Genomic DNA, 26389 nt, shown 5'->3' with positions numbered 1-26389 from the left:
GTTACGCTGCCGCAGTGAACGACGATCTCGCCTTCGCCGGCGCGGCGGCGCAAGCACGCATGCTGGCCGACGGTGAACTGACCGCACCGGAGCTGCTCGAGGTCTACCTGGAGCGGATCGCGCAGCTCGACAGCCAGCTGCGGTGCTACCGCGTGGTGCTCGCTGACAAAGCTCGCTACGAGGCCGCCGTGGCGCAGGACCGCCTGGACGCGGGCGAACGGCTGCCCCTGCTCGGCGTGCCGGTCGCGATCAAGGACGACGTCGATGTCGCCGGGGAGGTGACGACCTTCGGCAGCGGCGGGCACCGGCCCGCGGTGAGCTCCGACGCGGAGGTGGTGCGCCGGCTGCGCGCCGCGGGCGCCGTCATCGTCGGCAAGACCAATGTGCCCGAGCTGATGATGCTGCCGTACACCGAGTCGCTGACCTTCGGAGCTACCCGCAATCCCTGGGATCCCAGGCGCACGCCGGGCGGCAGCAGCGGCGGCAGCGCCGCCGCGGTCGCGGCCGGGCTGGCCCCGCTGGCGTTGGGCTCCGACGGGGGCGGGTCGATCCGCATCCCGGCGACCTGGTGCGGCGTGTTCGGCCTGAAGCCGCAACGCGACCGGGTATCGCTGGAACCCCACGACGACGCCTGGTACGGGCTGAGCGTCAACGGCCCGATCGCCCGCACGGTGATCGACGCTGCCGTGTTCCTGGACGCGACCTCGACGGTGCCCGGGCCCGAGGGCGAGTTCGTGTCCGCGGCGACCCGCAGTCCCGGGCGGCTACGAATTGCGTTGAGCACCAAGGTCCCAACCCCGCTGCCGGTTCGGGTCGGCAAGCGGGAGTTGGCCGCGGTCGACGAGGCCGGCGCGTTGCTTCGCGACCTCGGGCATGACGTCATTACGGCCGACCCGGAATATCCGGCCTCGGCGATCCTCACCAACTACCTGCCCCGCTACCTGCGCGGCATCTGCGACGACGCCGACGCCCTGGCCCATCCGGAACGCCTGGAACCGCGCACCCGCAACATGGCCCGCTTGGGGTCTTTCTTCTCGGACCGCCGGATGGAGTCCCTGCGGGCGGCCGAGGGGGCCGTGGTGTCGCGGATCCAGGCGATCTTCGACGATGTCGACGTCGTCGTCACGCCGGGAACGGCGACGGGCCCATCCCGTATCGGCGCCTACCAACGGCGCGGCGCCGTGTCGACCCTGCTGAGGGTGGGGCAATACGTTCCCTACCAACAGGTCTGGAACCTGACCGGACAGCCCGCCGCGGTGGTTCCCTGGGACCTCGACGCAGACGGGATGCCGATGTCGGTCCAACTCGTCGGCCGGCCTTATGACGAAGCGACGCTGTTGTCGCTGTCGGCGCAGATCGAAGCCGCTCGACCGTGGGCCCTTCGCCGGCCGCCGGTGTCATGAGAGCGGACGGGCCTCCGCAACCACTGCCCAAGCCGCGAGCTTGGCGCCCGGCGGCGCCGCGCTCGCGATCGGCTTGATCTACGCGCGCCGACCCGCTTCGCCCGGCGGCGCCGCGCTCGCGATCGGCGCCCACGCCGCGAGCTTGGCGCCCGGCCGCATCACGTGGGCCGGGCTGGTCGACGGCAGCCGGTGGCACTGGATCTCGTCGGGCGACACCACCCGCCGGCGGTAGAGCTCGGCGGCCTTGGCGCCGTTGAAGTACACCGCCGTGATGGCGGGGTAGTCGGCGAAGAACGCGCCAAAATCGTTGACCGTCAGGCTGGTTGGATCGATGGCCGAGTCGGAACTGCCGCGGCGGCGGCACGTGTGAAGAACATCCCAAAGCGCAATTCCGTGGGATTGCAGTCCCGCCAGGCGCCTGTCGTAGGGCGCGGCGGCGTCGAAGCCGAAAAGCTCACCGGTGATCGACCAGAACGCGTTGCGTGGATTGGCGTAGTACTGGTCCGCCACCAGTGATTGCGCACTGGGAAACGACCCCAGAATCAGCGTCCTGGCGCGCTCGTCGACGACCGGCGGGAATCCCCGCAGCAACGGTGTGCTCATCACCTCACATCATGCCGCGCCCGCGTTGTACGTTGGCGACGTGCACGACGGGGACGACCACACCATCGACGACCTGCTCGAAGGGCTCGAGGGAACCGCGCGCACGGAACGGGCCGAACTGGTGCGGTGGCTCTTCGAGCAGGGCATCACCGCCGAGGAGATCCGGGCGACCAACCCGCCTCTGTTGCTGGCCACCCGCCACATCATCGGCGACGACGGCACGTACGTGTCGACGCGGGAGATCAGCGAGACCCACGGCATCGACCTGGGACTGCTGCAGCGTGTGCAACGCGCCATCGGTCTGGTCCGCGTCGACGACCCCGACGCGGCCGTTCACATGCGCGCCGACGGCGAGGCCGCCGCCTTCACCCAGCGGTTCGTCGAGCTGGGCCTGGACCCCGAGCACGTGATTCTCGTGGTCCGGGTGCTCGCCGAAGGTCTGTCGCGGACCGCCGAGGTCATGCGGTACTCGGCGCTTTCGGCGATCATGCGCCCGGGCGCCAGCGAGCTCGAAATCGCCCAAGCCTCAAAGGCTTTGGTGACCAAAATCGCGCCCATGCTGGGCCCGATGATCCAGCACATGCTGTTCATGCAGCTGCGCCACATGATGGAGACCGAAGCGGTCAACGCCGCCGAGCGCGCCGCTGGCAAGCCGCTGCCGGGCGCGCGCCAAATCAGCGTCGCCTTCGCCGACCTGGTCGGCTTCACCCGGATCGGTGAGGCGGTCACGCCCGAAGAGCTGGGGCATCTGGCCAACCGGCTGGCCATCCTCGCCCGCGACATGACCGTTCCTCCGGTGCGTTTCATCAAGACCATCGGCGACGCGGTGATGTTCGTCTGCCCCGAGCCGCAACCGTTGCTCGACGTCGTCCTGAAACTGGTCGAAGCCGTCGACTCTGACAACGACTTCCCTCGGCTGCGGGCGGGCGTGGCCTCCGGCATGGCGGTGAGCCGTGCCGGCGATTGGTTCGGCAGTCCGGTCAACGTGGCGAGCCGTGTCACGAGCGTGGCGCGCCCGGGCACGGTCCTGGCGGCGGATTCGGTGTGGGAGGTCATCGGGGAGCGCGGTGAGTTTTCGGCATCGTTCGCGGGCTCCCGCCACCTCAAGGGCATCAAGGGCGAGGTCAAACTGTTCCGCATCCGGCGCGGCGATGCCGAGGACTGACGGCCGCCGGCCGCGGTGACATCAATATGGGCAGGCCCGGTGCGACTCCAGGGGGCGTCTGACTCCGTCTTACGCGTGTCCTACGCGGCCGGATTCCTACCCCGTGTTCCGGCGCTTCGAATTGGTCGCTTCCCGGGCCTGCTTCGCTACCCAAAATACGCCGCACAACAGCCCGGATCAACGGGTTTTCAGGCGTGGAGATGTGTTCGGCGACCGGCCCGTCTTTCGCCCCCGGCGAACGCTGTTCCGTTATACGTGCAACGGTGTAATCATGTAATCATGAAAGCGCATCACACCCATGGGCGGCGGTACGGTCGCCCCGGAGGCTGGCAGCAAGCCCAGCAACCCGACGCCGGCGACGCCGCGGAATGGTTCGCCGGACGCCTTCCCGAGAAGTGGTTCGACGGCGACCCCACGGTGATCGTCGACCGCGAAGAGATCACCGTCATGGGACGGCTCCCGGACACGGCGAGCGCCGAGAGCGGGGAGAGTGAGGCCCGCGCGGCGGGACGGGCGTCGCGATTCCGCGAGGAGACGCGATCCGAGAGAATGCACATCGCCGACGAAGCCCAGGATCGCTACGGACGCAAGGTTTCCTGGGGGGTCGAGGTCGGCTCGGAGCGAATCCTGTTCACCCACATCGCAGTACCTGTGATGACCCGGCTGAAGCAGCCCGAACGCCAGGTGCTCGACACGTTGGTGGATGCCGGCGTCGCGCGGTCGCGCGCCGACGCCCTGGCGTGGTCGGTGAAGCTGGTCGGCGAACATGCCGAGGAATGGCTGGCCAAATTGCGCGACGCGATGACGGCGGTCGACGACCTGCGTGCGCAGGGTCCCGATCTGCAGTCGTAGCAATGCCGTGACGCCCTAACGGCGTTGGCGCGTAACCGTCCGGCTACTCGTCGGCGATTCTGGCGGCGATCTTGTCCGCGATCTGGGCGCCCTGGTCGCTGATGTGATACCCGCACGCGTTGATGTCGACGATCACGTTGTTGGCCACGGTCAGTGCGCGCTGGCACTCCCAACCGTCGGCGCCTTCCTGGGTGTCCATCAGCGTGATCTTCGGCGGGCTCCCTTGAACCTGAGCGAACGTCCACCGATAGGTCTTGCTCTTGTTCGTGACCGTGACCGTCTTGCCGGCGCAGCCCTTCCACTTCTCCGCAGAGTTCTCCAGGAAGCTCTTGGCCTTGTCGGCGGACGGAAACAGCACCACCGCTTGGTTCACCCAGTGGTCGTAGTTGTCGCCCGGCTCCGAGGACACCAGTCCACTCACCGAGGTGTAACCGGTGCCCGCATATACCGGGTCTTGGGTCGTGTAGAGCGCGCCCTGGCAGTCGGGCGTCGACACCGTCACCGCCGAATGGTCCGTCGACGTAATGGGTTTGCCCGGCTGCATCGTCGACGAGCCCATCACGGTGTTGATATCGGACGGGCCGAGCAGCAGGGCGCTGAGACGGTCGGCCTCCAGCGGCGCGGGGGGTGGCGGTTCGGGATCGGGCCGCGTGACCAGCCAGATGCCCAACCCGCTCCCGAGGAGAACGAACACCACGGCGACGGCCGCGACGATGAGCCAGACGTTGCGGCGGGGCCTGGGCGGGGGCTGACCCCACGGCGTCGCATTGGCGAACTGCGGCGGCGGGCCGCCCCAATTGGCGCTGGCGCCTTGGTAATACGGCGCCGCGGACGGCGACGGCGGCGGGGTGTTGAACGCGGGCTGGTACGGCCGGGGAGGCGGCGCGGTGCTCAGCCGGGGATCGGGGTTGACGGCCGTGGGCAGTGCGGCTTCCTGGCTGCGGCGCAAGATGGTGGCGGCGCGGTCTTGATCGGGGTGGCTCAGCGCCTGCTTGGCGGCCAGCGCGAGGTCGCCCGCGCTCGCGTAGCGGTCCTCGGGCCTTTTGGCCATGCCGCGGGCGATCACCGCATCGAAGGCCTTGGGGATGTCCGGGCGCCGCTGACTGGGCGCGGGTATGGGGTCCATCATGTGGGCGGAGACCAGCATGCCGGCGCTGTCGGCCCGGTAGGGCGGCGCCCCGGTCAGGCACTCGAACAACACGCACGCCAACGCGTAGATGTCGGCGCGGTAGGTGACCTCGGCGTCGGAAAACCGTTCGGGCGCCATGTATTTCCAGGTGCCGACCGCGGTGCCCAGTTGGGTGAGTTTCTCGTCGGTGGTGGCGCTGGCGATGCCGAAGTCGACGAGGTAGGCGAAGTCGTCCGCGGTGACCAGGATGTTTTGCGGTTTGACGTCGCGGTGCATGACGCCGGCGGCGTGGGCGGCATCGAGCGCGGAGGCGATCTGGGTGATGACGGCGACCGCGCGTGGCGGGGTCAGCGGGCCGAAGCGTTTCAGCACGCTGTCCAGGTCGGTGCCCTCGACCAAGCGCATCTCCAAAAAGATCTGGCCGTCGATTTCGCCGTAGTCGTGCACGGGCACCACATGGGGTTCCTGCAAACGTCCGGCGGTGCGGGCCTCGCGTTTCATCCGCTCGCGGAAGACGGGGTCTCTGCTGAAGCTTTCGGAGAGAAGTTTGACCGCCACGGTCCACTCTTTGACGGTGTGTTCGGCCTCGTAGACCTCACCCATCCCACCGCGGCCCAGCAGCCGTTTCAGGTGGTAGGGGCCGAACATCGACCCCGCCCGTGAGGCCTGCTCGTCGCTCATTGCTCATCCTTCCAACCCGACCCCCGGCCCGCCGTCCCGTGGCAACGTTGCGGACGCACGCCCGATCGTCGACCCGTGACCGAGCAATCATGACGGTAAGCGCCCACCCGTCGCGCCGCATGATAACGCCGACAATCGGCGGGCCAGCATTTCGTGGCCGCGACGCCGGCCGCGGTTGTCATGCGCGGGTCATGGCGTAGTAGGCGCCGCGCCGGGCCAGCAGCTCGGCGTGGTTGCCTTGTTCGACGATCCGGCCCCCCTCGATCACCAGGATCCGATCGGCGTCGCGGATCGTCGAAAGACGATGCGCGATAATGAAACTCGTCCGATCCCGGCGCAGATCGCACATGGCGCGCTGGATAAGGGCCTCGGTGCGGGTATCGACCGAGCTGGTCGCCTCATCCAGGATCAGCAGCTGCGGGCGGGCAAGGAACGCGCGCGCGATGGTGATCAGTTGCTTTTCGCCGGCGCTGATGTTGGCGCCGTCGCCGCTGACCCGGGTTTGGTAGCCGTCCGGCAGCGACCGCACGAACGGGTCGACGTGGGCTGCCTCGGCTGCCGCCACCACCTCGCCGTCGCCGGCCTCGGGGCGCCCGTAGGCGATGTTCTGCGCGATCGTCCCGTCAAAGAGCCAGGTGTCCTGCAGCACCATGCCGATCCGCGACCGCAGCGAATGCCGGTCCAACGTGGCGATGTCCACCCCGTCGAGGAGGATCTGGCCGGAATCGACCTCATAGAACCGCATCAACAGGTTCACCAGCGTGGTCTTGCCCGCCCCGGTCGGTCCCACGATCGCCACCGTGCTACCCGGTTCGGCAACCAGCGACAGGTCGTCGATCACCGGGACGCCCGGCCGGTAGGCGAAGCTGACATGCGCGAATTCCACGCGGCCGGTCCAGCGTGGGGCGCCATCGGCAGGCGGGGGCGCCGCGGGCTGGGGATCCGGGGATTCTTCCGGTTCGTCGAGCAGGGCGAAGACGCGTTCGGCGCTGGCCACCCCCGACTGCAGGGTGTTGTACATCCCGGCCAGTTGGCTCAGGGGCGAATTGAATTGCCGCACATACTGAATGAACGCCTGGATGTCGCCCAGGGTGATGTGCCCGGTGGCCACCCGCAGGCCACCCACCACGGCGACGGCCACGTAGCCGACGTTGCCGATGAACGTGGTCGCGGGTGCCACCAGCCCGGAGAAGAACTGGGCGCCGAAACTGGACCGGTAGACGTCGCCGTTGAGGGCCCGAAACTGCTCGCGGGCCGCGGCCTGGTGGCCGAACGTCTTGACCACCGTGAATCCGCTGTAGGTCTCCTCGATGTGGGCGTTGAGGCGCCCGATGCTCGCCCATTGGGCGAGGAACAGCCGCTGGGAACGCCGCGCGATCGCCCGTGTCGCCAGCAGCGACAGCGGCACCGTCAGCACGGTGATCCCCACCAGCAGCGGCGAAATGGACAGCATCATCGCCAACACCGCCACCACTGTCAGGACCGAAGTCAGCAACTGGCTGATCGTCATCGACAGGGACGACTGGACGTTGTCGATGTCGTTGGTGACCCGGCTGAGCAGCTCGCCGCGCTGGCGCCCGTCGAAGTACGACAACGGCAACCGGTGGATCTTGTCCTCGACGTCGGAACGCAGCGCCACCATGGTGCGCTGCACGGTGAGGTTGAGCAGCCGGGCCTGCGCCCAAATCAGCACCGAGGAAACGAGATAGAGGGCCAGCGCCAGCGTCAGTGTCCGCGCGACCGCCCCGAAATCCACGCCGTGGCCCGGCACCACGTTCATTCCGGACAGCAGATCGGCGAAGGTGTTCTCGCCCCGGCCGCGAGCGGCCGAGACGGCCTGTGCCTTGCTGATGCCGGCGGGAAGCTGCCGCCCGATGACGCCGTTGAACAACAGATCGGTGGCATGGCCGAGGATCCGCGGGACGATCACGCCGATCACCGTGCCCGCGAGGCCCAGCGTGATCACCGCGATGCTCAGTCTGCGTTGCGGCGCAAGTCGTTTCACCAACCGGGCGGCCGAACCCCAGAAATCGCGGGATCGCCCGGCCGGCGGCGGGGCCACGCCCCGGGTCGCGGTGCTGGTCGACGAGGTCATTGCGCGCCCCCGACGTGGCCTGACGGCAAGGCGCCCACGGCTTGTGAGTCGGCGAATTCCGCGTAGGTGGCGCTGTCGGCGAGCAGCGACTCATGCGTGCCGGCGCCGACCAGCCTTCCGCCGTCGATGACGATCACCTGGTCGGCCTGGGCGGCGGTCGAAACCCGTTGGGTGACAACGATGACGGTGGCTTCCTTCGATATCTGCTTGAGGGCGGCGCGCACCCGCGCGTCGGTGTGCACGTCGAGGGCGCCGAAGGAGTCGTCGAACAGATAGACGGCGGGGCGGCGGATGACCGCCCGGGCGATGGCGAGTCGTTGCCGCTGCCCGCCGGAAAAGTTGATGCCGCCCTGGGCCACCCGCATCTGCAGCCCGTCTGGGTGCGCGCGCACGAACCCGTCGGCGTCGGCCACCCGCAACGCTTCCCACATCTCGTCGCCGGTGATGTCGTGCCCCGGGGCGGCGCCGTAACGCAGGTTGTCGGCGATCGTTCCGGAAAAGAGGTAGCCGCGCTGGGGGACCAGACCGATCGCCGACCACAGCAGCTCGGTGTGGTAATCGCGGACGTCGATGTCGTCGACCAGGACGGTTCCGCCGGTCACGTCGTAGAGCCGGCACATCAAGGAGATCAGTGTCGACTTTCCCGATCCCGTGCTGCCGACGATCGCGGTGGTGGTCCCGGGCCGGGCGATGAACGAAATGTCTTGTAGCACTGGGCGATCGGCGCCGGGATAGGTGAATGTTGCGCCGTCCAGGCGGACCACACCGGTGATTTTGCCCGGGGGAGACGCCGGGCCGGGCGGGTCGGTGACGGCGGGACGGGTGGTGAGCACCTCGGTGATCCGTTCGGCGCACACCGACGCCCGCGGCAACACCACCAGCGTCATCGTCGCCATCAGCACGGCCATCAGGATCTGCGTGAAGTACGCCAGGAAGGCGGTCAACGAGCCGACCTGCATCTGGCCGCGATCGATGCGCTGCCCCCCGAACCAGATCAGCGCGACGCTGGACACGTTGATGGTCAGCGTGGTCACCGGCAGCATCAGCGCCTGCCAGTTGCCCGCGGTCAATGCGGTGTTCGACAGCGCGGCGTTGGCGCGCGCGAAGCGGTCGCGCTCGAAACCTTCCCGGGCGAACGCGCGGACCACCCGCACGCCGGCCAGCTGGTCGCGCATCACGCGGTTGATGCCGTCGATCAGGCCCTGCATCCTGCGGAACAGCGGCAGCATGTGCGACATCACCCAGTAGTTGGCCACCGCCATGACCGGCACGCTGACCAGCAACAGCCACGTCAGCGCCGCCTCCTGGCGCAGGGCCATGACGATTCCGCCGAGGCACATGATCGGGGCGGTCACCAGCACGGTGGCCGTGATCTGGACCAGGTACTGGATTTGCCGCACGTCGTTGGTGCTGCGCGTCAGCAAGGTCGGCGCGCCGAATCGGGCGCTCTCGCGCTCGGAAAAGGTGAGGACGTGTTCGAACACCGCCGCGCGCAGGTCGCGGCCGAAGCCCATCCCGGTCCGGGAGCCGAAATAGACCGCGCCGACCGAGCACAACACCTGCAAGCCGGTGGCCCCGAGCATCACGATGCCCAGCCGGACGATCGCGGCGGTGTCGCCCTTGGCGACGCCCTCGTCGATGATGGCCGCGTTGACGGTCGGCAGGTACAGCGACGCGAGGTTGCTGATCAGCTGCAGCACCATCAGCATTGCGACCAGCCGGCGGTACGGCTGGATGTACTGGCGCAGCAGTGCCAGGAGCATGGGGTAACTGTCGCACACCGGCGGCCCGGGCGTCCCCGCCAACCGGCGACGGTCAACGCGCGCACGGCACTCGCCGGCGACATTGAAATACCTGCTCAGGCGCGTCGGTGGTTGACCCGCTGGGCTGCCGCTACAGTGCATCGTGTGGACGAGCAGCGGGCGGAACGGAAGCAGGGTAGCGGTGCGGCGTAGCGCGAGGGCGCTGGCTCTTGTGGCGTCAGCATTGACGATCCTGATTCCCGCCGTTGCCGCCTGCTCCGATTCCGGCGGCAACAAACCCGGGGCGACGGCGTCTTCGACGCCGCAGAAGGGGCAAGGCAACCACGGGCCGATGTTCCCGCAGTGCGGCGGCATCAGCGACCAGACGGTGGCCGAGCTGACCCGGGTGACAGGGTTGATCAACACCGCCCGCAACTCCGTCGGCTGCCAATGGCTCGCCGGGGGCGGCATCCTCGGGCCGCACTTCTCCTTCTCCTGGTATCGCGGCAGCCCGATCGGACGCGAACGCAAGACCGAGGAGCTCTCACGTGCCAGCGTCGACGACATCAACATCAACGGCCACGGCGGTTTCATCGCCGTCGGCAACGAGCCCAACCTGGGTGACTCGCTGTGCGAAGTAGGCATTCAGTTTCAGGACGACTTCATCGAGTGGTCGATCAGTTTCAGTCAGAAGCCGTTCCCGCCGCCGTGCGATATCGCGAAAGAGCTGGCTCGTCAGTCGATTGCGAACTCGAAATGAGGGCCCCGATGCGCGCCGCCGCCGTGGTTTTGCTGGCCGCGCTGCTGGTGCTGACGGGCTGCTCCAGGTCGATCGGCGGCAACGCGGTCAAGGCGGGCGGCAACGTGCCCCGCAACAACAACTCCCAGCAGCAATACCCGAACCTGCTCAAGGAATGTGAGGTGTTGACCAGCGACATCCTGGCCAAGACCGTGGGGGCCGACCCGCTCGACATTCAGAGCACGTTCGTCGGCGCGATCTGCCGGTGGCAGGCGGCCAACCCGGCCGGCCTGATCGACATCACCCGGTTCTGGTTCGAGCAGGGCAGCCTGAGCAACGAGCGCAAGGTCGCGGAGTTCTTGAAGTACAAGATCGAGTCGCGGCCCATCGCCGGGATCGACTCGATCGTGATGCGTCCCGACGACGCCAACGGCGCGTGCGGCGTGGCCAGCGACGCGGCCGGGGTGGTCGGTTGGTGGGTCAACCCGCAGGCGCCGGGAATCGATGCGTGCGGGCAGGCCATCAAGCTGATGGAACTGACGCTGGCCACCAACTCCTAGCCCGAGGTTGCGCCACCACGCCGAACGTCGACTTGTTGTCGTCGATTTCGCGTTTTGAGCCCAACAAGTCGACGTTCGGCGAAGCGGTGTGCTCAGCGCGGAACGACGAAGTCGATCAGCGACGCACCCCCGAGTTCCAGTTCGTTCCACGCGCACGGCACCGCGAGGACCGCGATCGCCGACGTCGGGAACTTGGCCGAAATGCGTTCGGCCGCAGCGGCGTCGGTGCCGCCGGCGCGGCCCAGCCCCAGCGCAAGCGCCGACATCGTCGGCTCGTGTCCGATGACGAGCAGCGTGCCGATGCCGTCGTCCACCGTGTTGATCTCGTCGATCAGCGTGCCCGGGGTGCTGGCGTAGAGGCGTTCGCTGTATCGCACCGGCGCAGCGATACGGGTGTTCCGCAGTGTCTCGCGGGTCCTGGTCGCCGTGGAACACAGCACCCCGTCGACGGGGGGCACGTGGGCGCGCAGCCAGTCGCCGGCGAGCCCGGCTTGCCTGACGCCGCGGGGCGCCAACGGCCGGTCGTGGTCGCCGACCCCGGCCGGGTAGTCGGACTTCGCATGCCGCATCAACAGCAGGGTGCGCTCGGCAGTCACGAAGGATCAGATTAATCAGTGTGGCACCCCGCCGGCCACGCCCGCTGCGCCGGAATTTGCGCAGTGCCAAGACCTGCCGATCGAGGTCCCGCGTCTTGTCGGTGCGCAGACCTAAACTCGCGATGCCCCGGTAAACACGCAGTTCGAAAGGGGGTCGCCCGCATGCGATTCCTGCACACCGCCGACTGGCAACTGGGCATGACCCGGCACTTCCTCGCCGGCGACGCCCAGCCACGCTACTCGGCGGCCCGCCGCGACGCGGTTGCCGGTCTGGGGGCGCTCGCCGCGGAGGTGGGCGCCGAGTTCGTCGTCGTGTCGGGCGACGTCTTCGAGCACAACCAGCTCCCGCCGACGGTCATCGGACAGTCCCTGGAAGCCATGCGCGCCATCGGAATTCCGGTGTATCTGCTTCCGGGCAACCACGACCCCCTGGACGCCTCATCGGTGTACACCAGCGCGCTGTTCGCCGCCGAGCGCCCCGACAACGTCGTGGTGCTCGACCGTGCCGGCGTGCATCAGGTGCGCCCCGGTCTGGAGATCGTCGCCGCGCCGTGGCGGTCGAAGGTGCCGACCACCGACCTGGTTGCCGACGTCCTCGACGGCCTGCCCGCGGCCGCGGGCACCCGAATCCTCGTCGCGCACGGCGGGGTCGACGTCCTGGACCCCGACAAGGACAAGCCCTCGCTGATCCGGCTCGCCACGCTCGACGACGCGCTGTCCCGCGGTGCGGTGCACTATGTGGCGCTGGGGGACAAGCACTCTCTGACCCAGGTCGGCGACAGCGGCCGGGTCTGGTATTCCGGATCGCCGGAAGTCACCAACTTCGATGACGTGGAATCCGACCCGGGCCACGTCCTGGTCGTGGACGTCGACGAAACCGACCCGCGGGGCGCGGTCTCGGTGACCGCACGAGACGTCGGACGCTGGCGCTTCGTCACGCTGCACCGTCAGGTCGACACGAGCCGCGACATCGCCGACCTCGACGTGAACCTGGACCTGATGACCGACAAGGACCGAACCGTGGTGCGCCTGGCGCTCACCGGGTCGTTGACGGTCACCGACCGCGCCGCCCTGGACGCCTGCCTGGACAAATACGCGCGGTTGTTCGCCTGGCTGGGCCTGTGGGAACGGCGCACCGACCTGGCGGTGATCCCCGCCGACGGCGAGTTCAGCGATCTCGGCATCGGGGGATTCGCCGCCGCGGCGGTCGAGGAGCTGGTGGCGACGGCGCGCGAGGAGGATTCCGCCACCGCCGGCGACGCCCAGGCGGCGCTGGCGCTGCTGCTGCGCCTCGCCGATCGGGGCGCGGCGTGAAGCTGCACCGGTTGATCCTGACGAACTACCGCGGCATCTCGCACCGGGAGATCGAATTCCCCGACCACGGCGTCGTGGTGGTGTGCGGCGCCAACGAGATCGGCAAGTCGTCGATGATCGAGGCGCTGGACCTGCTCCTGGAGTCCCGGGATCGGTCGACGAAGAAGGAAGTCAAGCAGGTCAAACCCACCCACAGCGACGTGGGCTCCGAGGTCTCCGCCGAAATCAGTTGCGGCCCCTACCGCTTCGTCTATCGCAAGCGGTTTCACAAGAAGTGCGAGACGGAGCTGACGATCATCACGCCGTGCCGCGAACAGCTGACCGGCGACGAAGCCCACGAACGGGTGCGGGCGATGCTGGCCGAGACGGTGGACAGCGACCTCTGGCATGCCCAGCGTGTGCTGCAGTCGGCGTCGACCGCCGCGGTGGACCTGTCCGGGTGCGACGCGCTGTCACGCGCGCTCGATGTGGCCGCCGGCGACAGCGGCGGGCTCTGTGGCACCGAGCCGTTGCTGATCGAGCGGATCGACACCGAATACGCGCGGTACTTCACCCCGACCGGGCGTCCGACGGGGCAGTGGGCCGCCGCGATCGCCCGGCTCGCCGACGCCGAGGCCGCGGTCGCCGAGTGCGCGGCCGCCGTCGCCGAGGTCGACGACCGGGTCGCTCGCCACGCCGTTTTGACCGAGCAGGTGGCCGACTTCTCCCAGCGGCGCATCGCCGCCGGCCCGCGCGTGGCGGCCGCCCGGGAAGCCGCCGACCGGATTGCCGAGCTCACCGCGCAGCAGCGCGAAGCCCAATTGGTGGCCGCCGCCGCGGCGGCCACCAGCGCCGCGGCGACCGCCGCCCACACCGGCCGTTTACAGCTGCTCGCCGAAATCGACGCCCGCGCTGGCGCTGTCGCCGAAACGGAAGCCCAGGCGCACCAAGCCGCGTCCGCGCACGCGTCGGCGCGCGCCGGGGCCGAGGCGTGCGACGCCAGGCTCCAGCGGGCCACCCAGGTCCTGGCCGACCAGCAGTGCCGGGTCGACGCCGCGCGCCGCGGCGTCGACCGGCTCGCCGACCTCGAGGAGGTCGACCGGTTGGGGACCCGGCTGGCCAAGGTCGACGCCATCGAGCGGGATCGTGAGCGAATCTGCGCCGAGCTCAGCACGATCGCCGTCACCGAGGAACTGCTGCGACGAATCGAGGACGCCTGCGCCGCGGTCGATCGCATCGGGGACCAGTTGGCGTCGACGTCGGCGGCGATCGAATTCACCGCCGCCGCGGACATTCACCTCGTGGTCGGCGGTGAGCGGATCTCGTTGTCGGCGGGGCAGAGCTGGTCGATCACCGCCGCCGGGTCCACCGTGGTCGAGGTGTCAGACGTCCTGACCGCCCGGGTCACCCCGGGCGCGACCACGCTGGATATCCACGCGAAACATGCTGCGGCACAACAAGAAATGACCGCGGCGCTGGCCGCCGCCGAGGTGGCCGATCTCGCCGCCGCGCGCTCGGCCGACCAGCGGCGCCGCGAGCTGGTGAGCGCCCGCGATCAGCTCGGCGCCACGCTGGACGGTCTGTGCGGCGACGAGCAGATCGACGAGATGCGCTCGCGCCTGGCGCAGCTGCGGGCCCAGCACCCGGCCGAGCCGGCGCCCGGTGCCACGGACATCGGCGCCGCTCGCGCCGAACTCGACGCGGCCCAGCAGGGTCACGCGGCGGCGTCGACCGACTGCGAGGCTCACCGCCAGGCCGCCACCACCGCCGCCGCGGCGCTGGCCGAGTTATCCACCCGGGCAACCGTTCTGCAGAACACGTTGGAAGCCCAGCGGGCCGAGCTGCAGGCGGCCGCGGGCCGGCTGGCCGCCGAGCGCGCCTCGGTCAGCGACGAGGAACTCGCGGCGTCGGCGGACTCGGCGTTGCGGGCCGAGCAGGCCGCGGACCAACGAGTCGGCGAGCTCGCCGCCGCCTTGGCCGCCGCGTCCCCCGATGCCGTTGCCGCCGAATTGGCCGAGGCCACAAAGGAAGCCGAGTCGCTGCGGGAGCGCTACGAAGAAGCCGCCCGCGCGTTGCGTGAGATCACCATCGAACTCTCGGTGTTCGGCAGTGAGGGGCGCCAGGGCAAGCTGGACGCCGCGGAAACGGAGCGCGAGCACGCCGCCACGGAGCACAGTCAGATCGGCGCGCGGGCCCGGGCCGCGAAACTGCTGCGCTCGGTCATGACGCGTCACCGCGACACCACGCGCAGACGCTACGTCGAGCCTTATCGCGCGGAGCTGCAGCGGCTCGGACGTCCCGTGTTCGGGCCGAGTTTCGAGGTCGACATCGACAGCGACCTGTGCATCCGTAGCCGCACGCTCAACGGCATCACGGTGCCCTATGAATCCTTGTCGGGCGGCGCCAAGGAGCAACTGGGCATCCTGGCCCGGCTGGCCGGTGCCGCCCTGGTCGCCAAGGAGGACGCCGTGCCGGTGGTCGTCGACGACGCACTGGGTTTCACCGACCCCGACCGGCTGGCCAAAATGGGTCAGTTGTTCGACAGCGTCGGCACTAACGGGCAGGTGATCGTGCTCACCTGCAGTCCCGACCGTTACGACGGTGTGCGGGGCGCGCATCGCATCGACCTCACCGCCTGAGGGCCGCTGACCTCAGCCGATACCGCCGGGTGTGACGACTCGGCGCGTGCCGGGATGCGCTGCCTGCAGAATGGGACCATGGCGGTCCGACACGAATGACGATGAACGCGAAGCGGAGCCGGGTGCAGCAGAAGCTGGCGGAATTGCCCGGCGTGCGCGCCGTGCGCCGGCCGATCTCGCCGCACAGCGCCGACGAGTTCGATCTGTACTACGTGCGCACGGGCCGCAAGTCCCGCCACCCGCTGGTCATCATCCCCGGCGGGCCGGGCGTGGCGTCGGTGCAGATGTACAAGGGACTGCGCAGACGCGCGGCGGCGGCCGGTCTCGACGTCATCATGATCGAACACCGCGGGGTGGGGATGTCGCGCCACGACGATTCGGGTGCCGACCTGCCCCCGCAGTCCATGACCGTGAATCAGGTCGTCGACGACGTGGCGGCGGTGCTCGACGACGCCCACGCCGACTCGGCCGACATCTATGGCGCGTCCTACGGCACCTATATCGCGGCCGGAGTGGGTGTGCGCCATCCCGACCGCGTGCATGCGATGGTGCTCGATTCGCCGCTGCTGTCGCGGCACGACATCGTCATCGTGCGCCGGGCGATTCGCCGGCTGCTACTCCGGGGCGACAGCCCCGAAACCGCCGCCTTGGCACCGAAAATGCGCAAACTGGTCGACGCCGGCGTCATGACCCCGGCGGCGACACACGTCGTCGCGACCATTTACGGCTACGGCGGCGCCGACCTGCTCGAGCGTCAACTCGATCTGTTACTGCAGCGCCGGAAACTATTGTGGTGGACGCTATCCCGGTTCACCACCCTGAGCAATCTGCCGTTCCGCTACGAGGAAGATCTGGTGAGCCGCATCGCGTTTCGCGAGCTGGACTACGCCGCCGAACCCGACGGCCTGCCGCTGGACCCCGCGGTGGCCGAAAGCGAAGCGCGCACGCAGCGAGTGACTTTCGAGGACGAGCCCTATGACCTGCCCACGGAAATGCCGAACTTCAACTGGCCCACCGCGGTGATTTCCGGCGGCCGTGACCTCATCACCCCGCCGGCGGTGGCCGAGCGCGTCGCGTCGCTGCTGCCCGATGCGGTGCTCTTGAGCCTGCCGAGCATGGCGCACAGCGCGCTGGATTTCCGCGAGCCCGTCGCGCTCGCCGCCGCCGAGGCGGTGGGGCGCGGCGACCTGAAAGGGCTTGCCGCCCAAGCGTCGGCGCTGGACGCGCTGCCGCCGCGCCCCGAGGTGCGGCTGCTGTGGAAGTTGATCGAAACGGCGGCCGCCGCCGAAGGCGCGCTGCCGGTCCCCACGCGGCTGCTGCGCCGGCTCAGCTGCGCGTGAATCCGATGGCGGTGTAGTCCAGGTCGCCGAGGCCGGCCGCGCCGAAGTTGGCCAGCGTGCTGCGCACCGCGACGTCCCCGGGCGACTGGGTGAGCGGCAGGCTGAACCCCTCCGCCCAGATCAGCCGGTCGAGGTCGTTGGCCAGCGCCCGCGCCCTGTCGGGGTCGAGTTCTTCCAGGGTCCGCTCGATGGCGGCGTCGATCTGCGGGCTGCCGATCTTGCCGAAGTTGCTTTCCCCGTCGGACTTGTAGATCTGGGTCAACGATGAGAGCGGGAAAGCGTCCCCGAGCCAACCGAATTGGGCGAGGTCGAAGTCTCCGACGTTGATGTAGTTGGTGAAAAAGCCGCTGCCCGCGCGGGCGACAAGCTCGAGCTTGACGCCGATTTGGGCGAGGCTGTGCTGGGTGATCTGCGCGAACTGTCGGCTGCCCTGGGCGTCGTAGAACAGATCACGAATGACCAGCGGGCGACCGTCCTTCTCCCGGAACTGGCCGACCTGCTTCCAGCCCAGGGCGTCGAGCTCGCGCTTGGCCGCGGCCGGGTCGTAGGGAACCACGGCGCTGTTGTCCTGGTAGCCCTTCTGGCCCGCGACGTAGATGTGATTGCCCAGCGCCACCGGGTCGCTGGTGAGGCCGTACTGGACGACCTTGGCGATGGTCTGGCGGTCGATGCCCTTGGACACCGCGACCCGCAACGCCTTGTCGGCCAGGATCGACCCCGGGGCGCCGTTGAAGGTGATGTGCGACCAGGCCGGGGCGGGGGCGCGCCGGATGGTGATTCCCTTGGTGCGCTGCGCGATGGTCAGTTGATCGATGGTGCCGACCCCGGTGGCGTCGATCGTGTTGTTCTGCAGGGCCGGCAGCCGCGCGGCGTCGTCGAGCACCAAGTAGGTGATGTTGTCCAGGCGCGGTCGCGGGCCCCACCATTTCGGGTTGCGGCTCAACACGATCCGCTGGGTCGTCCGATCCAACGAGGTGGCGATGAATGGGCCGGCCGACGGGCCCGGCCCGTCCAGCTGGCCCTTGTTGAACGCCTCTGGGGTAGCCGTCATGCTCTTGGGCAGCAGCATCCCGTTGCCGGCGAACATGCCGCGCCACTCGGCGTACGGCTTGGCGAAGGTCATGACGGCCTGCCGGTCGTCGACGCCGCGGGTCACCGAGGCGACGCGCTCGGCGCCGCTGGGCCCGGCGATTTCGAAATTCTTGTCGGCGCCACTCAGCGCGTGGACCTGGCTGGCGATGTCCTCCCAGGTGATCGGGGTGCCGTCCGACCACACCGCCTTGGGGTTGATCGTGTAGGTCACCACTTGCGGTGCGGTTCCGGTCAGTTCGATGCTGGTGAAGTAGTTGGTGTCGACCGTCGTCGAGCCGTCCGGCCCGATGACGAAGGCTCGCGGCAAGGTGGCCTTCATCATCGCGGCGACCTCGGCGGAATTGCCGTCGATGTGCAAAATGTTGAAGTTCGGCGGGAAGGCGGTGAGCGCGAGTCGCAGGTCACCGCCGTCTCGCAGGGTGGCCGGATCGCGCGGGTTGATGTCGCTGGACGTCCCGATCCGCGCGTTTTGCCCCGTTTCCGGAATCAGGTTGATGGCCGGCGAGCAGCCCGACAGCGCCAGCGCCATCGCGAAAAGCGCTGCCGCCAACCGGATGCCGACGCTAGCCACGTGCGCCCGGATCGGGTCGCGGCACCGCGTCCAGCAGCTGCCGGGTGTATTCGTGTTGCGGGTTGTCGAAGACCTGCCGGCTGTCGCCCCGCTCGACGACCGTTCCGGAACGCATCACGACCACCTCGTGGGCGAGGTGCTTGATCACCGAAAGATCGTGGGAGACGAACAGATAGGACAAGCCGAAGAGCGCTTGCAGGTCGAGCAGCAGGTTGATGATCCCGGCCTGAATGGAGACGTCGAGCGCGGAGACGGGTTCGTCGAGCGCCAGGATCTTCGGTTGCAGAGCCAGCGCACGGGCGATGCCGATGCGCTGCTTCTGCCCGCCGGAGAACTCGGCGGGGTAGCGGACCGCGTCGGCGCGGCGCAGGCCCACGATCTCGAGCAGCTCGGCGACGCGCGCGTTGGTGCCGCCCTTGTCGACCCCGTTGGCGCGCAGCGGTTCGGCGAGAAGCTCGAACACCGGCAGTCGCGGGTCCAGCGAGGCGACCGGGTCTTGGAACACGACCTGAATGTCGCGTCGCAGCGACCGCCTGCTCGCCGGGCTCAGCGTCGTGACATCGGTGCCCAGCACTTCGATCGATCCCGATTGGGGCCCGGTGAGTTCCAGGATCTCGTGCAACGTGGTCGATTTCCCCGAACCGGACTCGCCGACGATGCCGAGGGTACGGCCCTGCCGCAGCTCGAAACTGACGCCGTCGACCGCGCGCACCTCGCCGGCGCGGCGGCGCAGCACGCCCTTGGTCAGCCGGTAGGTCTTGGTCAGGTCACGCACCCGGACGACGACCGACGAGTCATCGGGTCTCACCGACTGTGCCGTGGTGCTGACGCCGTAGATGTCCGCGGCGCTGCGGCCGCCCACCTGATCGGTGCGGATGCAGGCCGCCCGATGGTCGGCACCGACGGGAAGCAGTTCCGGCTCCTCGAGCCGACATTCGTCGATGGCCAGCGGGCAGCGCGGGGCGAACGGACAGCCGGGATCCAGACCGGCCAACGACGGCGGTGCGCCGGGGATCGGCACCAACCGGGTGCCCTGTGCGGCGTCCAGCCGCGGAACCGAGCCCAACAGCCCGACGGTGTAGGGCATTCGGCGGTCCCGGTAAAGGTCGTGCACCTCGGCGGATTCGACGACCCGCCCCGCGTACATCACCAGCGCCCGGTCGGCGAACTCGGCGACCACACCGAGGTCGTGCGTGATGATCAGCACCCCGGCCCCGGTGACGTCGCGGGCGGTTTTGAGGACCTCGAGGATCTGCGCCTGCACGGTGACATCGAGTGCGGTGGTGGGCTCGTCGCAGATCAACAAGTCGGGGTCGTTGGCGATCGCGATCGCGATGACGACCCGTTGCCGTTCACCGCCGGAGAGCTCGTGCGGAAACGCGCGGGCGCGTCGCTCCGGCTGGGCGATGCCCACCAATTCGAGCAGTTCGACCGCGCGATGACGGGCCGCCCGCCGTCCCACCCGCGGCTGGTGGATCTCGATCGCCTCGGCGATCTGGTCGCCGACGGTGTACACCGGTGTCAGCGCCGACATCGGATCCTGGAACACCATGCCGACCGTCTTGCCGCGGAACCGCGACATCGCGTCGTCGTCCAGGCCCAGCAGCTCGGTGTCGTGCAGCCGGACCGAGCCGCGCACCCGCGCGTACTCGGGCAACAGGCCCACGACCGCCATCGCCGAAACGGACTTGCCCGAACCGGATTCGCCGACCATGGCGACGACTTCGCCCGGTTCGACGCGGTAGCTGACGCCGCGGACCGCGGTCACCGGATCGCCGCCGGTCGCGAAGGTCACGGCCAGGTCGGTCACCTCGAGCAGGGGGCTCATCGCGCACCGCCCCGCACCGGGGTGCTGCCCGGGTCGAGCGCGTCCCGCAGGCCGTCGCCGGTCAGGTTGGCGCACACCAGGATCAGCACCAGCACCCCGGCGGGAAAGAGGAACACCCACGGGAACGTGGTCGCCGACTGGGTGCCATTGGCGATCAAGGTGCCCAGCGACACATCCGGTGGCTGGATGCCGAAACCCAGGAAGCTCAAGCCGGTTTCGGCCAGAATGGCCGAGGCGACGTTGAGCGCTGCGTCGATGATCAGGATGGACGCCACGTTGGGCACCACATGCCCGACAATGATGCGGCGGCTGGATACGCCCATATACCGTGCGGCACGGATGAATTCGCGCTCGCGCAAACTCATGGTCATGCCCCGCACCATGCGGGAACTGACCATCCAGCCGAATCCCGCCAGCAGCAGAACGAGCATCACGATGTTCGCCGAGTCCTTGGTGCGCGGCGTCACGATGGCGATGAGGATGAAGCTGGGCACCACCAACAGCAGGTCGACCAGCCACATCAGCACACGGTCGCGCCAACCGCCGAAATAGCCCGAGACCGAACCGACGGTGGCGGCGATGCCGGTGGAGATGACCGCCACGCACACACCGATCAGCATCGACTTCTGCATCCCCCGCAGGATCTGCGCCAGCAGATCTTGTCCCAGCGCGTTGGTGCCCAGCCAGTGGCGCGCGCTGGGCGGCTGCAGCAGCGCGGTGAAATCGAGGTCCTCGTAGGAATAGGGAAGCACCGCGGGCAGGGTGTAACAGCCCACGAACAGCAGCACCAACAAGATCAGCGACGCCACCGCGAACCGATTGCGCGCAAACCTGCGTAGCACCAGCGTGCGGCGCGAGGTGAAGTCCGCCACGTCGTGACTCGAAAACCCGTGGGCGCCATCGATATCCGCCGCGGAGGTCCATGAACGCCCCGCCGCCTCATCGCTTCGCTCTGCATCGTCGGCGGCGCGGGTCATGACACCCTGACCCTCGGGTCGAGAGCCGCGTAAAACACGTCGGAGAGCAGGCCGGCCAGCAACACCACCGCGCCGGAGAACACGGTGATGGCCGCGACGATGTTGGTGTCTTGCGTCGCGATGCCCTGCACCAGCCATTCGCCCATGCCGTGCCAGCCGAAGATCTTCTCCACGAAGACCGCTCCGGTGACCAGCCCGGCCACCCCGTAGGCGAACAGGGTGGCCAACGGGATCAGCGCGGTGCGCAACCCGTGCTTGACCAACGCGCGCCGGCGGGTCAGCCCCTTGGCCCGCGCGGTGCGGATGAAGTCCTGGCCCAGGACGTCGAGCATCGCGTTGCGCTGATAGCGGCTGTATCCCGCCGCGGCCGCCAGCGCCAGGGTCAACGACGGCAACACCAAATGCCGCAACCGGTCGAAGAAGTGCGCGCCGGCCCCGCCGGACACCCCCGGCGATGTCTCCCCGGTGTAGTCGAAAATCTGCAGACCCACGGCCCAGTTCACCCGCAGCGCGGCCAGGATCAGCAGGTTGGCGATGACGAACGTCGGGGTGCTCAACACGAGCAGGGCCATCATGGTGACGACGCGATCGCTGAGCCGATACTGCCGAATCGCGCCCCACGCCCCGGCGGCGATGCCCGCGACGGTGCCCACCAGCGACCCGATGACCAGCAGGCGCAGCGTCACTCCGACTCGGCGCCACAGTGACTCCCCGACGGACTGCCCGGTGACGGTCTTGCCGAAGTCACCGCGGACGGCGTGTGAAGCCCAGTGCGCGTAGCGGATCGGGATCGCCTCGTCGAGACCGAGCGCGTGGGCCTTGGCGTCGATGACGGCTTGTGGTGGTCGCGGGTTGCGCTGCAACAGGCTGTCCAGCGGTTTGAAGGCCACCGACGTCAGGCAGAACGTCAGAAACGATGCCAGCGCCAGCAGCACGACGTAGTTGAGCAAGCGGCGGGCGAGAAACCGGGTCATACCCGTCCGCACAGCACGCGTCGCATTGGGACAGGTTATCGAGCCGGCGGCACGGCGTCGCGCGTGCAGCGCCGGGCGCGTTCGGTGAGCTTCAGATCTGCTTGATTCTCATGCGTGAATCGCGTGTGATCGGTTGTTAACATGCACCGCGGTACCGAGCCGTGCGGCGATTGCGGCACGCCTCAGACCGCGACACTGTCGAGGAGGCTTGCGTGACGGTTACCGATGACTTGCTGGGCAACAACGCCGAATATGCGAAGACCTTCAACGGGCCGCTGCCGATGCCGCCGGGCAAGCATGTGGCGGTCGTCGCGTGCATGGATGCGCGGCTCGACGTGTACCGCCTCCTCGGCCTCAACGAGGGGGAGGCCCACGTCATCCGCAACGCCGGAGGGGTCGTCACCGACGACGTCATCCGCTCGCTGGCCATCAGCCAACGACTACTGGGGACGCGAGAGATCATCCTGATTCACCACACCGATTGCGGGATGCTCACGTTCACCGACGACGACTTCAAGCGCACCATCCAGGAGGAGACCGGGGTCAAACCGCCGTGGGCGGCCGAGGCGTTCCCGGATGTCGCCGAGGACGTCCGGCAGTCGCTGCGGCGCATCGAGGGCAGTCCGTTCGTCACCAAGCACGTCTCCGCGCGTGGCTTCTTCTTCGACGTCGCCACCGGCAAGCTCAACGAGGTCACGCTCTAGAAGCGCGCGCCGAGCGTGTAGCCACGGCGAAAAATCGGCCCGATCCCCGCCATCAGTGCACGTTCGGTGGCCCTTCAGCCGACCTTGTAGGTCGCCAAGGCCTTGGCCACCAGCGTGCCCCCCGAGTCGACGATCTCGGCCTCGCAATTGACCAGCGATCGGCCGCGTCGCAGCACCCGGCCGATGCCGATCACGTCGGTGGCCCGAGCCGGGGCCATGTAGTCCAGCGCCATCGACACCGTCACGCCGCGTAGTTCCGGCGGGGCTGGGACGCCGCACCACGCCGCCGCCATGACGGTGAGGTCGGCGAGGGTGGCGATGGCCCCACCGTGAACCATGTCGCCGAGCGTCACGTTGGACGGGTCCCAGGGCAGCCGCAGCCGCACCTCGTCCTCCTCGAGCCGGTCGGCGACGATGCCCAGCTTGACGACGAACGGGGACTGGGGGATGAACTGCGCGATGACGTCGCGGCCGCTGGGCGCGGGCGGGCGAGAAGGTCCGGGGTGAGAAGTCATTCGTCCATGTTTTCGCACCCCAGGTTGACAGGTCCAGCGCCAGCTGGTCTCATATATCGCTAAGATGCCAAATATGGTCAGTTCTGCCAGGTTTTAGCGAGTGAAGGAAGCTATGACCAGTGATCTGAAGGCGGCCCCCGCCGTCGGACAGTACGAATTGAGCCACCTGCGCTCGCTGGAGGCAGAGGCGATCCACATCATTCGGGAGGTGGCCGCCGAGTTCGAGCGGCCGGTGCTGCTGTTCTCGGGCGGCAAGGACTCCATCGTCATGCTGCATCTGGCGCTGCGGGCGTTCCGTCCGGGCCGGTTGCCGTTCCCGGTGATGCACGTCGACACCGGACACAACTTCGACGAGGTGATCGCGACCCGCGACGAGCTGGTCAACGAGCACGGAGTGCGCTTGGTCGTCGCCTCGGTCCAGGAAGACATCGACGCCGGGCGGGTGGTCGAGCCACGTCAGGGGCGCAACCCCATCCAGACCGTGACCCTGCTTCGCGCCATCCGGGAGAACAAGTTCGACGCGGCGTTCGGCGGGGCGCGCCGCGACGAGGAGAAGGCCCGCGCCAAGGAGCGTGTGTTCAGCTTCCGCGACGAGTTCGGTCAATGGGATCCGAAGGCGCAGCGGCCCGAGCTGTGGAACCTGTACAACGGCCGGCATCACAAGGGTGAGCACATCCGGGTCTTCCCGCTGTCCAACTGGACCGAGTTCGACATCTGGTCCTACATCGGCGCCGAGAACATCGCCCTTCCGTCGATCTATTACGCGCACCGGCGCAAGGTCTTTCGCCGTGACGGCATGTTGTTGGCGGTCGATAAGAACATGCAGCCCAACGCCGACGAGCCGGTGTTCGAGGCGACGGTGCGCTTCCGCACCGTCGGGGACGTCACGTGCACCGGATGCGTGGAATCGCAAGCCGCCACCGTCGACGAGGTCATCGCCGAGACCGCGGTGTCCCGGCTCACCGAACGCGGGGCGACCAGGGCCGACGACCGGATCTCGGAGGCCGGCATGGAAGACCGCAAACGACAGGGATACTTCTGATGGCCACCTTGCTGAGGCTCGCAACCGCGGGTTCCGTCGACGACGGCAAGTCCACCCTGATCGGCCGCCTGCTGTATGACTCCAAGGCCGTCATGGAGGACCAGTGGGCCGCGGTGGAGCAGACGTCCAAGGACCGCGGCCACGACTACACCGACCTGGCGCTGGTGACCGACGGCTTGCGGGCCGAACGCGAGCAGGGCATCACGATCGACGTCGCCTACCGCTACTTCGCCACTCCCAAGCGGAAATTCATCATCGCCGACACCCCCGGCCACATCCAGTACACCCGCAACATGGTGACCGGGGCCTCGACCGCCCAGCTCGTGATCGTGCTCGTCGACGCGCGGCACGGCCTGTTGGAGCAGTCACGCCGGCACGCTTTCCTGGCGTCCCTGCTGGGCATCCAGCACATCGTGCTCGCGGTCAACAAGATGGACCTGATCGGTTGGGACAAAGAGAAATTCGAGGCGATCCGCGACGAGTTCCACGCCTTCGCCGCTCGGTTGGACGTGCACGACGTGGCCACCATCCCGATCTCCGCGCTGCACGGCGACAACGTGGTGACGAAGTCGGACCAGACGCCGTGGTATGAAGGGCCGGCCTTGTTGTCGCACCTCGAAGAGGTGTACATCGCCGGCGATCGCAATATGGTTGACGTGCGGTTCCCGGTGCAGTACGTCATCCGGCCGCACACCCGCGAACATCAGGACCACCGCAGCTACGCCGGCACCGTCGCCAGCGGCGTCATGCGCGCCGGGGACGAGGTCGTGGTGCTGCCCGTCGGCAAGCACACCCGCATCACCGCGATCGAGGGCCCGAATGGTCCGGTGGAAGAAGCGTTCCCGCCGATGGCCGTGTCCGTCACCCTCGCCGACGAGATCGACATCTCGCGGGGAGATCTGATCGCCCGCACCCACAACCAGCCCCGGGTCGCGCAGGAGTTCGACGCGACGGTGTGCTGGATGGCCGACGGCGCGGCGCTCGAGCCCGGCCGCGATTACGTCATCAAGCACACCACCCGCACCACGCACGCCAAGGTGACCGCGCTCGACTACCGCCTCGACGTCAACACGCTGCACCGCGACAAGTCCGCGACGGCGTTGAAGCTCAACGAGCTTGGCCGCATTTCGCTGCGCACCCAGGTTCCGCTGCTCCTCGACGAGTACACCCGGAACCCGAGCACCGGGTCGTTCATCCTCATCGACCCGCACACCAACGGCACCGTGGCCGCCGGCATGGTGTTGCGCGACGCGTCGGCGCAGGCGGCGAGCCCAAACACGGTGCGGCACAAGCCTTCGGCGATCGCGCAGGCCCGGCCCCGCGGCAAGACGGTGTGGTTCACCGGTCTGTCCGGCTCCGGCAAGTCGTCGGTGGCCATGCTGGTCGAGCAAAAGCTGCTCGAAAAGGGGTCTCTGGCTTACGTTCTCGATGGGGACAACCTGCGGCACGGTTTGAACGCCGACCTGGGCTTTTCCATGGCCGACCGCGCCGAGAACCTGCGCCGGCTCGCGCATGTGGCGGCGCTGCTCGCCGACTGCGGCAACGTCGTGCTGGTGCCGGCGATCAGCCCGCTGGCCGAACAACGCGAATTGGCCCGCAAGGTGCACGCCGACGCCGGGTTCGAGTTCATCGAGGTCTTCTGCGACACCCCCATCGACGAATGCGAAAAGCGTGACCCCAAGGGGCTGTACGCGAAGGCGCGCGCCGGTGAGATCACCCAGTTCACCGGGATCGACAGTCCGTATCAGCCGCCGGCGAATCCCGATCTGCGGCTCACCCCGGACGGCACCATCGAGGAGCAGGCGCAGCGGGTCCTCGACCTGCTCGAATCGCGCGGGTAGCACGCCGG

The 26389-nt window shown here is 68.5% G+C and carries 21 protein-coding genes; 11 read left to right on the top strand and 10 right to left on the bottom strand.

Going from position 1 to position 26389, the window contains the following annotated elements; genetic code table 11:
- The first annotated feature begins 59 nt into the window (after positions 1-59).
- The gene (locus QGN31_RS18925; RefSeq protein WP_232065651.1) at positions 60-1403 is read left to right on the top strand and encodes an amidase; all 1344 of its coding nucleotides are present in this window, start codon (positions 60-62) and stop codon (positions 1401-1403) included.
- 78 nt (positions 1404-1481) lie between these two features.
- On the opposite strand, the gene QGN31_RS18920 is transcribed toward QGN31_RS18925, so the two are convergent.
- A complete protein-coding gene (locus tag QGN31_RS18920) occupies positions 1482-2006 on the bottom strand; it encodes a DNA-deoxyinosine glycosylase (protein WP_008254704.1) in 525 nt (174 codons plus the stop codon).
- 40 nt (positions 2007-2046) lie between these two features.
- Here QGN31_RS18920 and QGN31_RS18915 point away from each other — a divergent pair, with 40 nt between their 5' ends.
- Positions 2047-3171: an adenylate/guanylate cyclase domain-containing protein gene (locus tag QGN31_RS18915; RefSeq protein WP_014382055.1), complete on the top strand. Its 1125-nt coding sequence runs from the start codon at positions 2047-2049 to the stop codon at positions 3169-3171.
- 279 nt (positions 3172-3450) lie between these two features.
- Positions 3451-4023, top strand: coding sequence for a hypothetical protein (locus QGN31_RS18910; protein WP_008254711.1), 573 nt, complete (start codon positions 3451-3453; stop codon positions 4021-4023).
- A 43-nt stretch (positions 4024-4066) separates the two neighbouring features.
- Here QGN31_RS18910 and QGN31_RS18905 read toward each other — a convergent pair whose 3' ends face one another.
- The 3 genes from QGN31_RS18905 to QGN31_RS18895 all read right to left on the bottom strand — a co-directional run bounded on the left by QGN31_RS18905 (position 4067) and on the right by QGN31_RS18895 (position 9691).
- Positions 4067-5833, bottom strand: a complete 1767-nt coding sequence (locus QGN31_RS18905; protein ID WP_008254716.1) for a serine/threonine-protein kinase PknH/PknJ — start codon at positions 5831-5833, stop codon at positions 4067-4069.
- Between the two features lie 178 nt (positions 5834-6011).
- Positions 6012-7928: an ABC transporter ATP-binding protein gene (locus tag QGN31_RS18900; protein ID WP_009953974.1), complete on the bottom strand. Its 1917-nt coding sequence runs from the start codon at positions 7926-7928 to the stop codon at positions 6012-6014.
- The gene (locus QGN31_RS18895) at positions 7925-9691 is read right to left on the bottom strand and encodes an ABC transporter ATP-binding protein (protein WP_009953975.1); all 1767 of its coding nucleotides are present in this window, start codon (positions 9689-9691) and stop codon (positions 7925-7927) included. Before QGN31_RS18895 ends, QGN31_RS18900 begins: the two co-directional genes overlap by 4 nt.
- 181 nt (positions 9692-9872) lie before the next feature.
- Between QGN31_RS18895 and QGN31_RS18890 the strand changes: the two genes are divergently transcribed.
- Both QGN31_RS18890 and QGN31_RS18885 read left to right on the top strand, forming a co-directional pair.
- The gene (locus QGN31_RS18890) at positions 9873-10430 is read left to right on the top strand and encodes a DUF3558 domain-containing protein (RefSeq protein ID WP_008254722.1); all 558 of its coding nucleotides are present in this window, start codon (positions 9873-9875) and stop codon (positions 10428-10430) included.
- Between the two features lie 8 nt (positions 10431-10438).
- Positions 10439-10969 carry a DUF3558 domain-containing protein gene (locus tag QGN31_RS18885; RefSeq protein WP_009953976.1) on the top strand — a complete coding sequence of 177 codons (531 nt, stop codon included), beginning with the start codon at positions 10439-10441 and terminating at the stop codon, positions 10967-10969.
- A 92-nt stretch (positions 10970-11061) separates the two neighbouring features.
- Here QGN31_RS18885 and QGN31_RS18880 read toward each other — a convergent pair whose 3' ends face one another.
- Entirely contained in the window at positions 11062-11565 is a 504-nt protein-coding gene (locus QGN31_RS18880; protein WP_014384072.1) for a SixA phosphatase family protein, read from the bottom strand.
- Positions 11566-11727: 162 nt separating this feature from the next.
- Between QGN31_RS18880 and QGN31_RS18875 the strand changes: the two genes are divergently transcribed.
- From QGN31_RS18875 to QGN31_RS18865, 3 genes are all read left to right on the top strand, one after another.
- On the top strand, positions 11728-12879 hold the full coding sequence (locus QGN31_RS18875; RefSeq protein WP_014941489.1) for a metallophosphoesterase family protein: 1152 nt from the start codon (positions 11728-11730) through the stop codon (positions 12877-12879).
- A complete protein-coding gene (locus tag QGN31_RS18870; RefSeq protein ID WP_014941490.1) occupies positions 12876-15497 on the top strand; it encodes an AAA family ATPase in 2622 nt (873 codons plus the stop codon). Before QGN31_RS18875 ends, QGN31_RS18870 begins: the two co-directional genes overlap by 4 nt.
- A 95-nt stretch (positions 15498-15592) precedes the next feature.
- Positions 15593-16837 (top strand): alpha/beta hydrolase, encoded by a 1245-nt coding sequence (locus QGN31_RS18865; protein WP_009955263.1) that lies wholly within the window; start codon positions 15593-15595, stop codon positions 16835-16837.
- Here QGN31_RS18865 and QGN31_RS18860 read toward each other — a convergent pair.
- The 4 genes from QGN31_RS18860 to QGN31_RS18845 form a co-directional block, all read right to left on the bottom strand.
- Entirely contained in the window at positions 16824-18458 is a 1635-nt protein-coding gene (locus QGN31_RS18860) for an ABC transporter family substrate-binding protein (RefSeq protein WP_043955643.1), read from the bottom strand. The two genes, QGN31_RS18865 and QGN31_RS18860, sit on opposite strands and share 14 nt — an antisense overlap.
- Before the next feature lie 34 nt (positions 18459-18492).
- On the bottom strand, positions 18493-20328 hold the full coding sequence (locus QGN31_RS18855; protein WP_014941492.1) for an ABC transporter ATP-binding protein: 1836 nt from the start codon (positions 20326-20328) through the stop codon (positions 18493-18495).
- Entirely contained in the window at positions 20325-21200 is an 876-nt protein-coding gene (locus QGN31_RS18850) for an ABC transporter permease (protein ID WP_008254741.1), read from the bottom strand. Before QGN31_RS18850 ends, QGN31_RS18855 begins: the two co-directional genes overlap by 4 nt.
- A gap of 101 nt (positions 21201-21301) precedes the next feature.
- Positions 21302-22279, bottom strand: a complete 978-nt coding sequence (locus tag QGN31_RS18845) for an ABC transporter permease (RefSeq protein ID WP_008254743.1) — start codon at positions 22277-22279, stop codon at positions 21302-21304.
- Between the two features lie 212 nt (positions 22280-22491).
- Between QGN31_RS18845 and QGN31_RS18840 the strand changes: the two genes are divergently transcribed.
- Positions 22492-22983 (top strand): beta-class carbonic anhydrase, encoded by a 492-nt coding sequence (locus tag QGN31_RS18840; protein ID WP_008254746.1) that lies wholly within the window; start codon positions 22492-22494, stop codon positions 22981-22983.
- Between the two features lie 74 nt (positions 22984-23057).
- On the opposite strand, the gene QGN31_RS18835 is transcribed toward QGN31_RS18840, so the two are convergent.
- Entirely contained in the window at positions 23058-23498 is a 441-nt protein-coding gene (locus QGN31_RS18835) for a PaaI family thioesterase (RefSeq protein ID WP_008254748.1), read from the bottom strand.
- Between the two features lie 112 nt (positions 23499-23610).
- On the opposite strand from QGN31_RS18835, the gene cysD reads away from it, so the two are divergent.
- Together cysD and cysC are read left to right on the top strand one after the other, a co-directional pair.
- Complete coding sequence (gene cysD, locus QGN31_RS18830) at positions 23611-24540, top strand: sulfate adenylyltransferase subunit CysD (RefSeq protein WP_008254750.1); 930 nt, start codon at positions 23611-23613, stop codon at positions 24538-24540.
- Positions 24540-26381 (top strand): adenylyl-sulfate kinase, encoded by a 1842-nt coding sequence (gene cysC, locus QGN31_RS18825; RefSeq protein WP_008254752.1) that lies wholly within the window; start codon positions 24540-24542, stop codon positions 26379-26381. Before cysD ends, cysC begins: the two co-directional genes overlap by 1 nt.
- Positions 26382-26389 lie beyond the last annotated feature (8 nt).

Source organism: Mycobacterium sp. 2-64, from assembly GCF_035918375.1.
Taxonomy (GTDB): Bacteria; Actinomycetota; Actinomycetes; order Mycobacteriales; family Mycobacteriaceae; genus Mycobacterium; species Mycobacterium intracellulare.
Note: the sequence above shows the minus strand (reverse complement) of the source record. Positions and strands in the feature narration are given on the sequence as shown.

Coding starts and splice junctions, on each gene's coding strand:
- QGN31_RS18925 (WP_232065651.1), top strand. CDS start 60: ATGCTGGCCGACGGTGAACTGACCGCACCGGAGCTGCTCGAGGTCTAC.
- QGN31_RS18920 (WP_008254704.1), bottom strand. CDS start 2,006: ATGAGCACACCGTTGCTGCGGGGATTCCCGCCGGTCGTCGACGAGCGC.
- QGN31_RS18910 (WP_008254711.1), top strand. CDS start 3,451: ATGAAAGCGCATCACACCCATGGGCGGCGGTACGGTCGCCCCGGAGGC.
- QGN31_RS18905 (WP_008254716.1), bottom strand. CDS start 5,833: ATGAGCGACGAGCAGGCCTCACGGGCGGGGTCGATGTTCGGCCCCTAC.
- QGN31_RS18900 (WP_009953974.1), bottom strand. CDS start 7,928: ATGACCTCGTCGACCAGCACCGCGACCCGGGGCGTGGCCCCGCCGCCG.
- QGN31_RS18895 (WP_009953975.1), bottom strand. CDS start 9,691: ATGCTCCTGGCACTGCTGCGCCAGTACATCCAGCCGTACCGCCGGCTG.
- QGN31_RS18885 (WP_009953976.1), top strand. CDS start 10,439: ATGCGCGCCGCCGCCGTGGTTTTGCTGGCCGCGCTGCTGGTGCTGACG.
- QGN31_RS18875 (WP_014941489.1), top strand. CDS start 11,728: ATGCGATTCCTGCACACCGCCGACTGGCAACTGGGCATGACCCGGCAC.
- QGN31_RS18865 (WP_009955263.1), top strand. CDS start 15,593: ATGACGATGAACGCGAAGCGGAGCCGGGTGCAGCAGAAGCTGGCGGAA.
- QGN31_RS18860 (WP_043955643.1), bottom strand. CDS start 18,458: ATGGCGCTGGCGCTGTCGGGCTGCTCGCCGGCCATCAACCTGATTCCG.
- QGN31_RS18855 (WP_014941492.1), bottom strand. CDS start 20,328: ATGAGCCCCCTGCTCGAGGTGACCGACCTGGCCGTGACCTTCGCGACC.
- QGN31_RS18845 (WP_008254743.1), bottom strand. CDS start 22,279: ATGACCCGGTTTCTCGCCCGCCGCTTGCTCAACTACGTCGTGCTGCTG.
- QGN31_RS18835 (WP_008254748.1), bottom strand. CDS start 23,498: ATGACTTCTCACCCCGGACCTTCTCGCCCGCCCGCGCCCAGCGGCCGC.
- cysD (WP_008254750.1), top strand. CDS start 23,611: ATGACCAGTGATCTGAAGGCGGCCCCCGCCGTCGGACAGTACGAATTG.
- cysC (WP_008254752.1), top strand. CDS start 24,540: ATGGCCACCTTGCTGAGGCTCGCAACCGCGGGTTCCGTCGACGACGGC.